Origin of the sequence: Rhodococcus sp. B7740 (assembly GCF_000954115.1) — a bacterium.
GTDB lineage: Bacteria > Actinomycetota > Actinomycetes > Mycobacteriales > Mycobacteriaceae > Rhodococcoides.
Map to the genome: position 1 here is coordinate 4,939,121 of NZ_CP010797.1, position 13,585 is coordinate 4,952,705.

General features: G+C 65.5%; 15 protein-coding genes. 5 read left to right on the forward strand and 10 right to left on the reverse strand.

The genetic code is table 11. The features are described 5' to 3' along the window. Positions 1-15: 15 nt before the first annotated feature. The gene (locus tag NY08_RS23155) at positions 16-1,044 is read right to left on the reverse strand and encodes a GlxA family transcriptional regulator (RefSeq protein WP_082073923.1); all 1,029 of its coding nucleotides are present in this window, start codon (positions 1,042-1,044) and stop codon (positions 16-18) included. 59 nt (positions 1,045-1,103) lie between these two features. Between NY08_RS23155 and NY08_RS23160 the strand changes: the two genes are divergently transcribed. Next, positions 1,104-1,493, forward strand: coding sequence for a VOC family protein (locus tag NY08_RS23160; protein WP_045199038.1), 390 nt, complete (start codon positions 1,104-1,106; stop codon positions 1,491-1,493). A 12-nt stretch (positions 1,494-1,505) separates the two neighbouring features. On the opposite strand, the gene NY08_RS23165 is transcribed toward NY08_RS23160, so the two are convergent. Further along, positions 1,506-1,703: a hypothetical protein gene (locus tag NY08_RS23165; RefSeq protein ID WP_045199040.1), complete on the reverse strand. Its 198-nt coding sequence runs from the start codon at positions 1,701-1,703 to the stop codon at positions 1,506-1,508. Positions 1,704-1,955: 252 nt separating this feature from the next. After that, positions 1,956-2,378, reverse strand: coding sequence for a VOC family protein (locus tag NY08_RS23170; RefSeq protein WP_045199043.1), 423 nt, complete (start codon positions 2,376-2,378; stop codon positions 1,956-1,958). A gap of 121 nt (positions 2,379-2,499) precedes the next feature. On the opposite strand from NY08_RS23170, the gene NY08_RS23175 reads away from it, so the two are divergent. Beyond that, the gene (locus tag NY08_RS23175; RefSeq protein WP_045199045.1) at positions 2,500-4,119 is read left to right on the forward strand and encodes an alkaline phosphatase D family protein; all 1,620 of its coding nucleotides are present in this window, start codon (positions 2,500-2,502) and stop codon (positions 4,117-4,119) included. A gap of 6 nt (positions 4,120-4,125) precedes the next feature. Here the strand turns inward: NY08_RS23175 and NY08_RS23180 are convergent, their stop codons facing one another. Continuing rightward, entirely contained in the window at positions 4,126-4,467 is a 342-nt protein-coding gene (locus tag NY08_RS23180) for a hypothetical protein (protein WP_045199047.1), read from the reverse strand. 47 nt (positions 4,468-4,514) lie between these two features. After that, entirely contained in the window at positions 4,515-6,155 is a 1,641-nt protein-coding gene (locus NY08_RS23185) for a GMC oxidoreductase (protein ID WP_045199049.1), read from the reverse strand. 132 nt (positions 6,156-6,287) lie between these two features. Between NY08_RS23185 and NY08_RS23190 the strand changes: the two genes are divergently transcribed. Further along, positions 6,288-7,226 (forward strand): endonuclease/exonuclease/phosphatase family protein, encoded by a 939-nt coding sequence (locus NY08_RS23190; protein WP_045199051.1) that lies wholly within the window; start codon positions 6,288-6,290, stop codon positions 7,224-7,226. On the opposite strand, the gene NY08_RS23195 is transcribed toward NY08_RS23190, so the two are convergent. Further along, the gene (locus NY08_RS23195) at positions 7,227-7,601 is read right to left on the reverse strand and encodes a VOC family protein (protein ID WP_045199053.1); all 375 of its coding nucleotides are present in this window, start codon (positions 7,599-7,601) and stop codon (positions 7,227-7,229) included. Positions 7,602-7,694: 93 nt separating this feature from the next. On the opposite strand from NY08_RS23195, the gene NY08_RS23200 reads away from it, so the two are divergent. Further along, complete coding sequence (locus tag NY08_RS23200; RefSeq protein ID WP_176459368.1) at positions 7,695-8,657, forward strand: MsnO8 family LLM class oxidoreductase; 963 nt, start codon at positions 7,695-7,697, stop codon at positions 8,655-8,657. On the opposite strand, the gene NY08_RS23205 is transcribed toward NY08_RS23200, so the two are convergent. Continuing rightward, positions 8,633-9,532, reverse strand: coding sequence for a LysR family transcriptional regulator (locus NY08_RS23205; RefSeq protein WP_032393977.1), 900 nt, complete (start codon positions 9,530-9,532; stop codon positions 8,633-8,635). The two genes, NY08_RS23200 and NY08_RS23205, sit on opposite strands and share 25 nt — an antisense overlap. 130 nt (positions 9,533-9,662) lie before the next feature. Here NY08_RS23205 and NY08_RS23210 point away from each other — a divergent pair, with 130 nt between their 5' ends. Beyond that, positions 9,663-10,985: an NAD(P)/FAD-dependent oxidoreductase gene (locus NY08_RS23210; protein WP_045199057.1), complete on the forward strand. Its 1,323-nt coding sequence runs from the start codon at positions 9,663-9,665 to the stop codon at positions 10,983-10,985. A gap of 10 nt (positions 10,986-10,995) precedes the next feature. On the opposite strand, the gene NY08_RS23215 is transcribed toward NY08_RS23210, so the two are convergent. Genes NY08_RS23215 through NY08_RS23225 form a run of 3 tightly spaced genes read right to left on the reverse strand, consistent with a single transcriptional unit; the run spans position 10,996 to position 13,531 of the window. Further along, complete coding sequence (locus NY08_RS23215; protein ID WP_045199058.1) at positions 10,996-11,646, reverse strand: response regulator transcription factor; 651 nt, start codon at positions 11,644-11,646, stop codon at positions 10,996-10,998. Beyond that, positions 11,643-12,941, reverse strand: coding sequence for a sensor histidine kinase (locus tag NY08_RS23220; protein WP_052683918.1), 1,299 nt, complete (start codon positions 12,939-12,941; stop codon positions 11,643-11,645). Before NY08_RS23220 ends, NY08_RS23215 begins: the two co-directional genes overlap by 4 nt. Further along, on the reverse strand, positions 12,941-13,531 hold the full coding sequence (locus NY08_RS23225; protein WP_052683919.1) for a hypothetical protein: 591 nt from the start codon (positions 13,529-13,531) through the stop codon (positions 12,941-12,943). Before NY08_RS23225 ends, NY08_RS23220 begins: the two co-directional genes overlap by 1 nt. Positions 13,532-13,585 lie beyond the last annotated feature (54 nt).

Consider the following 13,585-nt stretch of genomic DNA (forward strand, 5'->3'; position numbering starts at 1 on the left):
GTCTTGCCCGGACTGCTAGCTGCGCGGTACCACCGTGTGGGTCGAGAACCGCTCGTTTTGCGACATCGGCAGTTGGGGCGCGAACCGCTGCTGATAGCTGCGCGGGGAGGTCCCGATTCGGGCGACGAACGCTCGTCGCATCACTTCGCAGCTCGAATACCCGGCTCGACGGGAGGCCTCGCCGACGGTGTACCCGGTGTGCAGGGCCTCACGAGCCAACTCGAATCTTGTCGACGCGACGAATTCGGCCGGCGAGCTGCCGAGTTCGGACTGGAACAGGCGGGTGAGCTGACGGGTGCTGAGTGCCGCGAACCGAGCCAGCTCTGCCACGGTGTGGGGTAGCCGGGGGTTGTCCCGGATGTGGTCGGCCACTCGGCGGACTGTTCCGGTACGGGGGATCGGGCCCGACAGCGACGACGAGAACTGCGATTGTCCACCGCCTCGCTGCATGTACACCAGCAGTCCCTGCGCCGCAGCCCGCGCCACTTCGGGGCCGTGGTCGTCCTCGACGAGAGCCAGTGCGAGGTCGATGCCGGCCGCAACGCCCGCCGAGCTGTACAGGCGGCCGTCTCGGACGAAGATGGCGTCCGGATCGACCGTGAGGGCGGGGTAGAGGCGTTGCAGGTCGGACGTGAACTTCCAGTGCGTCGTCGCTCGCCGGCCGTCGAGTAGTCCGGCCGCGGCGAGTACGAACGCCCCTGTGCACACCGATGCCATCCGACGGGTCCGTGCAGCGAGATCGGCTGCGGCTCCGACGAGTTCGGCCGTGACCAGGCGAATCGGATCGAATTCACTACCGGCGATGATCACGGTGTCGAATCGTCCGGATTCCGCGACCGGACGAGTGGACACCGTCGTCCCGATCGAGGTGCTGACGTCTCCGCCGCCGGGTGAGAGGATCACCACCTCGTATTCGACGGCGGGCTGCTGATTCGATTCGACGAAGACCTCGGCGGGTCCGACGAAATCGAGCATCTTCACCCCGTCGAACACCAGGAAAGCGATCCGTCGTGAGCCGACGGATCGCGAGAGCGCATCGTCCATGTACAGAAGCTACCGCCGTGGGGCGCTTAGTTTTCGGCGTGGCTCGGGTCTGTATCGCTATGACCAACCAAGAACCCAGCACCATCGTGAACATCGGCGTGGCCATGTTCACCGTCGCAGATCAGGACGCAGCTCTCGACTTCTATTCATGCGTGCTCGGCTTCGAGATTCGCGGCGATCTGCGGTTCGGCCCCGAAAACGAATACCGGTGGGTCGAGGTGGCTCCGCCCGGTTCGACGGCGCGGCTCGCCCTGAATCCGCCGATGGGAGGAACGCCCGGCGGCGGATCCATCGGTGTCGAGACAGCCGACGTCGCGGCCGAACACAAGCGTCTGAGTGCACTCGGCGGAGTCGATCTCGACGACTTCATGGAAGAAGTCGACGGTGTTCCGCCCATGTTCGCGCTGCGTGATCCCGACGGCAATTCGGTGTGGGTCGTGCAAGCCTGACGGTTCGACCGGCTATCTCCGGTCGATGAACGTGTACAGCTCGGCGATCGTGCCGTCCTCGATGACGGCGAAGTCCTGGCCGGTGACGACGGCTGGGGCGTCGGGTGGCGAGAGTGCCCAGGAGATGCGTGCGACGTCGCCGAGCACGGCGGGTTCGACTGTGACGGAGAAGGACAGGCCGGCAGCGTCGGTGAGGAGTGCGGTGATCACTCACCGAGCGGACGGTCTCGACCACCGACGGCCGCGCCACGGATGCCGTTCCGACCGAGGCGGGTCGGGCGGCGCTGGGCGCGTCGGCACCGGGTCACGTCGAGCTGGTGCATCGATTGTTCTTCGACGGGTTGGCAACCGAGGAGGTCGACGCTCTCGGATCGATTCTCACTCGTCTGCGCGACCACGTGCGAACCAACGGGACGCTGCCTCGGCCGCAGTGACACCTTCATCAGGTGGCTACGGGGCGAATCACTCGTGATGGCAGACGGCTTCGAGGTCGATGCCGTTGAGGTCGCGCACGAAGGATCCGTAGTACGTGGCGTGGTATTCCGGCTGCAGTCCCGGCGGCCGGAGCTCGACTGCTCCTGCCGAGACTGCTGCCGCGTGGAAGGCGTCGACGGTGGCGCGATCGGGGGCGCTGAACGCGAGATGGGTATGGGGTCCGATAGCCGATCCCGGTGCGTCGACGATCCAGAAGAAGGGCTTCACGTTCGCCCAGCCGAACGCGATCATGGCGAGCTGATTGGCCTCGGGGGTGTGCGGTACCCGCATGATTTCGCTGATCCCCAGCGGTGCGAGTGCAGCACCGTAGAACTCGGCGCTGGCGGCGAGATCGGTGACGCCGATGTTGAGGTGGTCGATTTGGGAGCCGGTGCGGTCGATGTTCGTCATGCGCTCGAGTGTGGCCGAGGTCGCGGACGACTTCGGTCCTGAATCGAATGACAACGTCGTGTTCACTTTCCCGTTCGACCGATGACGGGCACAGTTCGCTCGGGCGCGAGAGCCTCGAAGGATGGTGAGACGGGGTAACGAGATACGGTTCGGGCAGGACATCTCTCTGCGTGCCGGGGCCACGCGTCGACAGTTCCTGACATGGAGTGCGCTGGTGGGGGCGCTGGCGTTCACTCCCGAACTCGCGGGAACCACGGCGACGGCAGGTGCGCAGTCCGTGGTGACCCCGGACTACCCGTTCCGCCTCGGCGTGGCATCCGGCGACCCACTGCCCGATTCGGTGGTGCTGTGGACCAGACTCGCCACCGATCCCTTCGCGCCACGTGGTGGAATGACTCCCGGCGTGGTGCCGGTGCGGTGGCAGATCTCGGCGGACGAGCGATTCGCGAGCATCACCCGCGAAGGTATCGAGCTGGCCACCGAGTTCGACGGCTGGTCGATTCACGTCGACGTCCGAGGTCTCGAGCCAGCTCGCGAGTACTTCTATCGCTTCCTCGTCGGGCCGCATGCCAGCCCGGTGGGCCGCACCAAAACTGCACCGGCACTGGGTCAACCGTTGAGCAAGCTCGACTTCGCGTGGGCGTCGTGCCAGAAGTGGGAGGACGGCTACTTCGGCGCGTACCAGGACTTGGCCGCGTCGAATCTCGATGTGGTGTTCTTTCTGGGCGACTACATCTACGAGTACGCGATCAAGGACGAGGGTGCCAGGCAGGGCGAGCCGCGCACCGAATCCGCTGCCCGAGAAACCATGGGGCTCAGCGACTATCGCGACCGATATGCGCTGTACAAGGCGGACGAGAATCTTGCTGCGGCCCACGCGTCGGCACCGTTCGTCTCGACGTTCGACGATCACGAGGTGGACAACAACTGGGCCTCGCAGATCAGCCAGGACGACGACGATCCGCGAGAGTTCCTGTTGCGCAGAGCCGATGCGTTCAAGGCGTGGTGGGAGAACACTCCGGTTCGGGCGAATCTGAAGCCCGTCGGACCGGACATGACGGTCTATCGCCGGTTCTCGTTCGGAGATCTGGTGGACTTCTCGGTACTGGACACGCGGCAGTACCGCAGCGATCAGGCGCACGGCGACGGCGAGCATGCGCAGGACGCCGAGACGGCAGATCCGTCGCGCACGATCACCGGTGCAGCGCAGGAGAAGTGGATACTGGACGGTTTCGGATCACCGTCGAGGTGGAACTTCCTGGCGCACCAGACGGTCATCTCGGACCTGGCCCGTGGGCTCGGCAGCGATCGCAAGGTCGGGATGGACCCGTGGAGCGGATACGAGGCATCGCGGCACCGAATTCTGGACGGGGCCAGGGATCGCGGCACGAAGAACGTCGCGTCGATCGTCGGCGACATTCATCGCACGATCGTCTCCGAACTGCGCCGCGACTACCAGGATCAGGCGTCGCCGATCCAAGGTGTGGAGATCGCGACCACCTCGATCGCGTCGGGTAAGGACGGTGCCGATGTCGACTCGGCCGGTGCGGCCATCGCCGAAGGTTCTCCGCATGTCAAGTACGGAAATGCTCGGCGCGGCTATCTCCGTGGCACGCTGACGAACACCGAATGGCGTTCGGAGGTCAGGGTTCTCGATCGCGTCTCCACACCGGGGGCATCGGTACGAACCGCAGCGACGGTCACCGTCCCCGAAGGCCGCCCCGAGATTCAGCTGGGCTGACGCCGGTCATTGACGGATCGCGAACATCGGCATCGCCAGACCGAGCAGCATCACGGTGAACAGCAACCATGCGGCGCCCTGCCAGATCGGCCACGTGCCACCGGCACGGTAGGACCTGTATCCCAACGTCAGAGCTCCGATGCCGCCGAGGAAGCACACTGCGGGCACCGACGCGGCCAACACGGGATTCGTGCGGTCGACGACCAGGAACAGTGCGGTCAGTGCCGCAGCCACCGCCACCACGACCGCACAGTATCCGGCCGCTCTGCGAAAGACGACGGGGTCGTTCCAGCGCTTTTCGACGTCGCGGTCGGCGATGGTGCGTTCGGTCGGATCGTTGGCGGGCATACCTGTGGGTTACCCGCTGCGCGCGGGTCTACCCACAGGTCTGCCGGTCAGCGACCGTCGGCGATGATCTGTGCGACGTTGCGTTCGGCGAGTGCGGTGATGGTCAGCGACGGGTTCGCGGCTCCGGTGCTGCCCGGGATCAACGCACCGTCGACGACGTAGAGCCCGGGGTGACCCTTCACCCGGCCGTAGCCGTCGGTGACGTCGCCCAGTACCGCGCCGCCGAGGGGGTGGGCGGTGAAGGTGTCGTCGACGTCGCGGGTGAACGGTTCGGCCGCGACGATGGTTCCGCCGGCCTGGGCCATCCGATTCTGAACTGCGCGTAGGGCTTCGACGGTGTCCCGGCTGCCGCCCTTCGGCCAATTCAGCGTCAATCGGTCTGTGGCGGAATCGAATCCGAAGTTTCCGCGCAGTGGGTCGATGGTCATGCCGAGTGAGCCGATGAATCCGAGGTTCACGGGAACGCCTGGCACGTACCAGTTTTCGACGGTCAGTGGCAGTGAGGAGTCGTCGACGATGCGGGAGGCGCAGGGCGCACCTTGCGGTCCGGCGGACATCGGCCCCAGCGACCGTGTCATCGACGCGTCGCCGTTGGTGCCCCAGCCGGTGCCGACGAATTCGTTGAGGTTCGGCAGTGCGCCGGTGGTGCGGGCGCGCATCAGCAGTTCGGTGGTGCCGATGGATCCGGCTCCGAGGACGAGCGTGTCGCAGGTGACGGTGCGTGTCTCGACGATGTTGCCGAACGGGTCGAGGCGTTCGATCTCGACGCGGTAGCGGTCGCCGGATTCGGTGCCGATCGCTGCGACGCGGTGGCTGTGGCACACCGTCGCGCGGCCGGTGGCCTCGGCCTGGGGGATGTAGTTCTGCGTCAGGTCGTGCTTGGCGCCGTTGGAGTTGCCGAAGGTGCTCGCGCCGACGGTCGCGGACGGTCGCGAGCGTCCGGCGAGCTCGTCGCGGACGACGTTCCAGTTCCAGTTGCCGTCCACTGCCTGTGGGGTGAACCCGGCCCGCCGGGCGTGGTCGTCCCAGGTGCGCGAGTGCGAGAAGTTCGGGCTGTTGTAGACGTCCTCGGGCATCGGCGACGGCCGGAGCATCGAGCGCGCCTTCGGGTACCAGGTGGCCGCCATCTCGTCGTAGTTCAGGCGTCCGCCGAAGGAGGCGTCGAAGAACTTCTTGTCGGGGGCGATGGTGACGCCGGTGTAGACGATCGAGCCACCGCCGACGGCAGCGCCGCGCCAGACCGAGAGGTTTTCGTACCGGGTGGTGTCGAGTACGCCGCCGAACAGGTCGACCGGTCCGACGGGCATTCCGGTGATGTTGGTGAACGAGGTCTGCTGCCACAGTCCGCGTCCGTCGGCGGTCATGTCGGCGGTGAAGATCTCGCGCCACGGGTCACGTGGCCAGCGCAGTCCACGTTCGAGGACGGTGACCTGGGTGCCGGCCTGTGCCATACGAAGGGCGGCAGCGCTGGCACCGAATCCGGAGCCGATGACGAGGACGGGAGAGTGGTCCGGTGGGCGCGGGGGATCGGCGAACAGCTCGGGGACCAGTGATCGGATTCGTTCGGCGCCGATGGGGAGTGCGCCTGCTGTGGAAGAACCCGGTGCCCCGGCGGAGCCCAGGACCGGAGCGGCGGCAGCGCCGAGCATTCCGGCAGCGGCCAAACGCAGCAGTTGCCTTCGATTCACGGAAAACTTCCCCCTAGTACGTGCGGACAGCGCTCTCGATTGTGTCGTGTTTGCTGTAAGAAAGCGAACACTTCGGTCGGATATAGGGACGGCTCCCAGCTCGGCCTCAGGTTTGCCTGTCACACTCCGCTCATGGTTTCGGCATCGGTGGCTCTGTTACTGCTCTTGGCAGCGGTAGTGGGCATCGCAGCGCACCTTGCCGACGCCCGTGGGCAGGCGATGCTCGTCTTCGGTGCTTTGGCACATGTCCTCATGCTCGCCGCGGTGCCGGGCACTGTTCTCGCGGCCGTGGCGTTCGGTTGGTGGGGGCTGGCGGCGGGCGCGGTTGTATCGGTGGGCGCCGCCGCCACACAGATTCCTCTGCACAGGCACCGCTCCCGGACGGCGGCCGAGTCGGAGCTGACGGTGTTGCATGCCAACATCTGGTTGGGTCAGGCCGATCCCGACGCGTTGGTCGCGCTGGTCGAGCGGCACCGACCCGACGTGCTCACTCTCGTCGAACTGACGCCGGAGGCCGACGCCCGCCTCCGCCCGGTGCTGTCCGGCTCGTTGCCGTACGCGCACGTCAGCGCTGCTCCCGGCGGCGAGGGCACCGGAATCTACAGTCGCTTCCCGCTCGTCGACGAGCAGCGTCACGACGGTTTCGTGACAGAACTGCTCTCCGCGCGGGTGGAGATGCCGGGCCGGCCGCTGGTGTTCGCAGTCCATCCGGTGCCGCCGTGGCCGCGGGAGCCGTCCGAATGGGTACGTGAGCTGGGGCTGTTGCGCCAGCTGCTGGCCAAGATCCCCGTCGACGACGGTCCGGTGGTGGTGGCGGGCGACTTCAACGCGACGCAGGACCATCGGCGGTACCGAGATCTCCAGGACGGCCGGTTCGTCGATGCGGCGGTGGCCACAGGGGCGGGCATGCTCAGGACGTACCCGGCGCACACGTGGTATCCGCCGGTGATCGCCATCGACCACGTTCTGGTGGCAGATCTGGCCGTTGGATCGGTGGAAGCCGTGACGATTCCCGGCTCCGACCACCGCGGCATCCTGGCTCGGCTGGCCTTCGGTCCCGGTCAGCGCTGATCAGGACTGTGCGGGCAGTTGCTGCACCGACCACTTGTTGCCGTCGGGGTCGGCGAAGTACACGAACGTGCCCCAGCCCTCGTCCTTCGGCGGGTCGATGCTCAGGCCGGCTGAGGTGAGGTGCTCGTAGGCCTGCTGGACGTTGTCGACAACCATCAGGATTCCGGCGCCCTTGCCCGGCTCGGCGTCGGTGATGTTCTCGCCGATCGCGATGGAGCACGCCGAGCCCGGGGGAGTGAGCTGGACGTATCGGATGCCGTCCCAGGGGCGGGCATCGTGGTCGGCGTCGAAACCGATCGATACGTAGAAGTCCTTGGCGCGGTCCACGTCGGTGACTGCGAGGGTGACGAGTTCGAGCTTCATGGTGAGGTTCATGACGCAATGATGAGCGCCATTGCGGACACATTCGGTCCGCGTCGAACGAACAGTTCGAGAAATATGCCCGACGCCTCGTCGGTTGAGATATCCGTGTTCTTCTCATTGCTCGACAGGTCCCGCACGCGATCCGGTTTCGACGACGCCTCGGCGCTGCGCCATACCGTCGAACGAGCGGTACATGCGGAGAAGATCGGGTTGCATCGGTTCTGGGTGGCCGAGCATCACGGCGTTCCCGGGATCGCGTCGGGTGCGCCGGCGGTGCTGGCTGCGGCGGTGGCGTCGCGCACCTCGCGCATCCGCGTCGGATCCGGCGGAGTGATGCTGCCCAACCATCAGCCGCTGGTCGTGGCCGAGCAATTTCTGATGTTGGAGTCTCTGTTTCCCGACCGGATCGACCTCGGTGTCGGTCGCTCCCTCGGTTTCACCGAACCGGTTCGGGCAGCATTGCGCAGTGAGCGGATGGACACGTTCGAGGCCGACGTCGCCGAATTGCGTTCCTATCTGGACGGTTCGGGTTCGGTGACGGCCCGGCCCGCTGTCCCGTCTCCACCGGTGTTCGTACTCGCGACGGGAGCCGGTCTCGAGGTTGCCGCTCGCGCCGGGCTTCCGGTCGTCGTCGGCGGACCGATAGTGCATCAGGACGATCCATTGGCGCTCTACCGCAAGCATTTTCGTCCCTCGCCGTCGAATCCCTCACCGTACGTGATCGTTTCGTTGGACGTGACCATCGCAGCGGACACCGCCGATGCCCGCAGGCTCGCCGTCCCGGAGGCGTGGGCGATGGCCAGATCCAGACGTGAGGGTGAGTTCCCGGCTCTGCAACCGGCGTCGGGGATCGATGAATCACAGTGGACGCCGCAGACGCGGAACCGAATCGAGGCGTCGTTGGCGTCGAGCATCCTCGGCACGGCAGGGCAGGTCCGTCCGCGGCTGGAGGAGGTGGTCGAGCGCACCCGCGCGAACGAGATCATGGCGTCGACGTCGACGTACGATCGCGCCGAATTGTTCGACGCCGATGCCGCGTTCGCTCAGCTCGCAGGGGTGGCGGGTTGAACCGGTGCCGTCGCTGCCAGGGCGGCCACCAGGTCGCGTTGAATGTCGGTGATGGGCACGGTCGCGTCGACCACTGCCGATACCGGTAGTCGCAGCCTGCGGTCGGCCTCGGTGCGGAAGACCAGGCCGGTCTTGGGGGTGCTGTCGGCGGTGCTGGCGTACAGGATGGACCAGCATTGTGGGTTCTTGAGGAGTTCGGCGCTCGCGGTGTGATCGGACGCGACGGGCGGTCCGAAGCTCAGTGGCAGTCCGCTCCGTTTCATCTCACGCTCGATCACCCGGTGCAGCAGGATCTGCTCGCTCCGTTTGGGAAGTAGCAGGGGGTAGCCGGCGAGCTGACTCAGACTCGGGTTGCTCTCACCCGCCAGAGGATGCCCCTCGGGGAGGACGACGACGAGGTCTTCGGTCCACAGCTCGGTGACGTGCAGACCGGAGCGTTCGACGCTGCCGCGGATCAACGCCACCTGGCAGTCGCCGGACGTCACCGCTTCGATCTGTTCTGCGAATCGTTTCAGGACGAAGTCGATCTCGGCGTCGGGATGGCGCTCGCGTACCGCGACGATGGCGGAGATGGCGTTGGCTGCGAAGGTCATGTTTCCGGTCAGGCGCAGCTGATTACGTTTGCGCGTCGTCAGCGCCAGGGCGGCTTGCTCCAGCTCCACCATGTGCCGGGCGATGGACACCAATTGTGCTCCGACAACGGTCAATCGGACGGTACGAGAGGTTCGCTCGAACAGGGGCTCACCGATTTCTCGTTCCAGCTTGGAGATCTGCAGGCTGATCGCCGATTGCGAGACGTAGCAGCGTTCGGCAGCGCGGGAGAAGTTCAGTTCCTCCCCGACCGCGAGGAAGTATTTCAGCTGCCGCAGTTCCATGCGGCCATTCAATCATGAGTTCTGCTCATAGATGCTATTTCAACTTCCGCGTTGATAGAGCATCGCGGTCGGAGTTTCATGGAGGTAGTTCTTCGTAGAGGAAAAGACTCGAGCCGAAAAGGAAAGTGCTGTGCAAACGTACGACGTCGTCATCGTGGGATCGGGATTCGGAGCATTGGCCGCCGCCAAGTCTCTGGGCAAGGCCGGTGTGACGTTCTCGCTGATCTCCAGCACCACCGAACACCTCTTTCAGCCGCTGCTCTACCAGGCCGCAACCGGAATGCTCTCGACGGGCGAGATCGCCCCGCCGATCAGGCGCATTCTCGCGCAGTACGAGTCGGCCGACGTGCGTCTCGGACGCGTCGTCGATGTCGATCCCGAGGCGCACCAGGTCACCTACATCGGTGCCGGGCAGAGCCACACCATCGGCTTCGGTCGTCTCATCGTCGCCACGGGAGCCACGCAGGCGTACTTCGGTCGTGACGAGTTCAAGGACCGCACGTTCGCGCTCAAGACCGTCGACGACGCGATCGCTCTGCGTGAGCAGATTCTGAGCTGCTACGAATCCGCGCACCTGACAACCGATTCGGCTGCTCGTAAGGAGCTGTTGAGCTTCGTCGTCGTCGGTGCAGGCGCGACGGGTGTCGAGCTCGCAGGTCAGATCAGGGATCTCGCGCACCGCTACTTCGCCGGTTCGTTCCCGGACATCGATCCCGACGACGTCACGGTGACCCTCGTCGACGGTGTCAAGGAAGTGCTGCCGGCGTTCGGCGGCAAGCTCAGCGCGTACGCCCGTACGAAGCTCGAGAAGTCGGGCGTCGACGTCGTCACCGGTGCCATGGTCACCGATATCGCCGACGACGTGGTGACGGTGCAGGACGTGGACACCAAGACGTCGAAGACGTTCGCCGCCAAGACGGTCATCTGGTCGGCGGGCGTGCAGGCCAGTGATCTGGCGGCCACCGTCGCCGAGCGGACCGGGTGTGAGACCGACCGTGCCGGACGGCTTCTCGTGCACGACGACCTGACGGTCGGTTCGGCGAAGGACATCTACGCGATCGGCGACGTGACATCGCTGAACAAGTTGCCCGGTCAGTCGCCGGTGGCGATGCAGCAGGGCAGGCACGTTGCGAAGATGATCATCGGAAAGGTCGACGCGGGAACGCCGTTCGAGTACACCGACAAGGGCAGCATGTCGATCGTCGGCCGCTTCAGCGCGGTGGCACGACTGTTCGGCAAGGTCGACATGTCGGGACCGATCGCGTGGATCATGTGGCTCGCGGTGCACCTGATGTACCTGGTCGGCTTCCGGAACCGCTACGTTGCGGTGGTGTCGTGGATGACCTCGTACATCGGCGACAAGCGACCGCACTTCCAGTACACCGACCATTCCGCTTCGCTGGAGGAACACATCAGCGACACTGCCGACGAAGACGAGCGCAGAGCGGCCTAGTTGTGAAGACCTAGGTCGCGATGCCGTTGCGGTAGGCCCAGATCACCACGTGCACTCGGGTATTGACCTCGAGTTTGCGGCAGATGTTGCCGATGTGGGTCTTGACGGTGCTCTGTTCAACCTGCAGTGAACGGGCGATCTCGTTGTTGCCCAGTCCCTCCGCAAGTAGTCGAACCACTTCCATTTCGCGCAGACTCAGGTCGTGTTGCGGTGCAACGGGAGTGGTTCGACTCGGCCTGCCCCGGCGAGCGAACTCTGTCATCAAGCGCGGGGTCAGTCGTGGAGAGAGGACCGCTCCGCCGTCGGCGACGGTGACCACCGCGTCGGCGAGTTCGTCGGGGTCGGCGTCCTTGAGCAGGAAGCCGGACGCTCCGCTGTCGAGAGCTGCGAACACGTACTCGTCGAGGTCGAACGTGGTGACGACGATGACGCGAACGGCCTCGAACTGTGCCAGTATCTCGCGCGTTGCGGTCAGTCCGTCGCCGTCCGGCATCCTGATGTCCATCAGTACGACGTCCGGTCGCAGTGCCGACACCTGCTGCACGGCATGCCTTCCCGAGCTCGCGTGCCCGACGACCTCGATGTCGGGATGGCCGGCGAGGAACAGCTCGAATCCCTGCCGAACGACGGGCTGATCGTCCGCGATGAGTACGGTGATCATGCCGGCATCTCCTGTGGTCGAGAGATCTTTCCGCCGACAGGTAGTCGAGCACGCACGGTCCACGTCGCTCGGTCGTCGGACGATCCTGCATCGAGGGTGCCGCCGAGTAGTGCGGTGCGCTCACGCATTCCGGGGATGCCGAACCCCTGACCCGAGGACTCGCGCAGCTCGGAGCTGTCCGGCGTGAGCGTGTTGGTGACGGTCACCTCGATGGCCGAGTTTAGGTTGGATACCTCGACGTAGACATCGCAGTTCGGCGCATGGCGTCGGGCGTTGGACAGCGATTCCTGAACGACGCGATAGCACGTCAACTGCACCGCGCTGTCGGTGTCGTCGCTGTCTGCGAGGATGCTCGTGTCGATGCGCCCGAACGACATTCGTGACTGCTCGATCAGTTCGGGAAGGTCGGCGATCATCGGCTGCGGAGCGCTGTTGTTCGTCTCGCTTGGGCGCAGTATGCCGACGATCTGGCGTAGGCTGTCGAGGGTCCGTTGGCCGTGATCGATTGCGCCGGTGAGTAGTTCGCGTGCCTCCTCGGGGTTGCTCGTGATGAGTGTCTTGGTTGCCTTGGCTTGGATGAGCATGCCGGTCAGGTGGTGGGCTGCGACGTCGTGTAGTTCGCGTGCCATGGCTCTTCGTTCGTTGTCCAGGGCTGCGTTCAGCTGTTGCCGGTGTTCGAGTTCGGCTCGGCCCAGGGCGGCCTCGCTCTCGAGTTCCTGCGCGCGGTTTCGTGCGATGTACTTGCCCAGTGCGATGAGCACCGTGTAGTTGATGGCGAGGTTCGCGATCTGTTCGGCGACCACGCCGATCGTGCCTCCGGGGCCGGCCGCGGCATCCGGGTAGGACAGGCGGGTGTCGACGCTGACTGCGATTTCGAGAATCAGCCCGACGGCGATGGGGGCGAACAGGCGTGGCCCGGTCACCCGAATTGCCAAGGCGACGATGGCGAACCAGTACAGCGGGGTGAACCCGAGAGTCCGGTCCGGCAGGACGAGAATGAGCGCGACGCTGATCGCCACCACCGACAGGTATGCCGTGACGGGAAAGGATCGGCGCACGCACGTCACCGCGGTCATCGCCAGCAGGGCAACGACACTCACTGCGATCAGGGGTGGGCTGCTGACCAGTTCGTCCCGGGTGTCACCGACGGTGCCGGTGGAGAGTTGGAATCCGGCGTAGAAGAGAGTGGCCAGGAGCATTTCGATCGGCAGTACCACGGGATTGCGCGGCCGCCAGGACGGGCGAAACGTGCGCACTACGCGGTGAAAGCCCGGTACCCGGGAATCACCCAGCATCAGAGTCGACTCCGTTCTCCTGCCGCATCTTTCGAGCTCGAGCTCTTCGTACCCGCAGTTTTGGAACCCAGCACCCACAGCGGTCCGGTGACGAACCAGAAGAACGTGATGACGCCCAGTGGCTGGATCACGGTCTTCAGCGCTGCTGCCTGCTCCGAGTCTGCCACGGTGTAGGCCAATGCGTAGGTGATCACCAGCGCGATGGCGGCGGCGCACAGCCATTTCACGAATCCCCGAATCTCGTTGCGGTAGGCCCGCGGGCCGGTCTTCGGGGGCTTGACCGGTGCAGGTCCGCCGGCGAATCGGTGCGCGAAGCGTACATCGAGCCAGGCCACGGTGGAGTGCGCGAACACGACCGTCCAGCCGAGGTAGATCCCCGCGAGGCGATGCGCAAATTCGACGTCGCCGCCGCGGTGCAGGTCGAGTGCCACCGCGGCGACGAGGACGACATCGAGGACCGGGAGCAGAGCCAGGGTGACGGTGCTGGCGCGTCGCATGCGTGCCACGTAACGCAGGCACAGGCCACCGATCACCAGAACCCAGAAGCCGACCTCGCAGATCGCGATCGTCAGCAGAATCGGATTGTTCATGGACCCGATCTCACCGCAGCGGACGCCGCTGCGATACCCCCGCGGAGGCGTCGT

Coding starts and splice junctions, on each gene's coding strand:
- NY08_RS23180 (WP_045199047.1), bottom strand. CDS start 4,467: ATGCCCGCCAACGATCCGACCGAACGCACCATCGCCGACCGCGACGTC.
- NY08_RS23160 (WP_045199038.1), top strand. CDS start 1,104: ATGACCAACCAAGAACCCAGCACCATCGTGAACATCGGCGTGGCCATG.
- NY08_RS23170 (WP_045199043.1), bottom strand. CDS start 2,378: ATGACGAACATCGACCGCACCGGCTCCCAAATCGACCACCTCAACATC.
- NY08_RS23195 (WP_045199053.1), bottom strand. CDS start 7,601: ATGAACCTCACCATGAAGCTCGAACTCGTCACCCTCGCAGTCACCGAC.
- NY08_RS23215 (WP_045199058.1), bottom strand. CDS start 11,646: ATGATCACCGTACTCATCGCGGACGATCAGCCCGTCGTTCGGCAGGGA.
- NY08_RS23190 (WP_045199051.1), top strand. CDS start 6,288: ATGGTTTCGGCATCGGTGGCTCTGTTACTGCTCTTGGCAGCGGTAGTG.
- NY08_RS23220 (WP_052683918.1), bottom strand. CDS start 12,941: ATGCTGGGTGATTCCCGGGTACCGGGCTTTCACCGCGTAGTGCGCACG.
- NY08_RS23175 (WP_045199045.1), top strand. CDS start 2,500: ATGGTGAGACGGGGTAACGAGATACGGTTCGGGCAGGACATCTCTCTG.
- NY08_RS23155 (WP_082073923.1), bottom strand. CDS start 1,044: ATGGACGATGCGCTCTCGCGATCCGTCGGCTCACGACGGATCGCTTTC.
- NY08_RS23205 (WP_032393977.1), bottom strand. CDS start 9,532: ATGGAACTGCGGCAGCTGAAATACTTCCTCGCGGTCGGGGAGGAACTG.
- NY08_RS23225 (WP_052683919.1), bottom strand. CDS start 13,531: ATGAACAATCCGATTCTGCTGACGATCGCGATCTGCGAGGTCGGCTTC.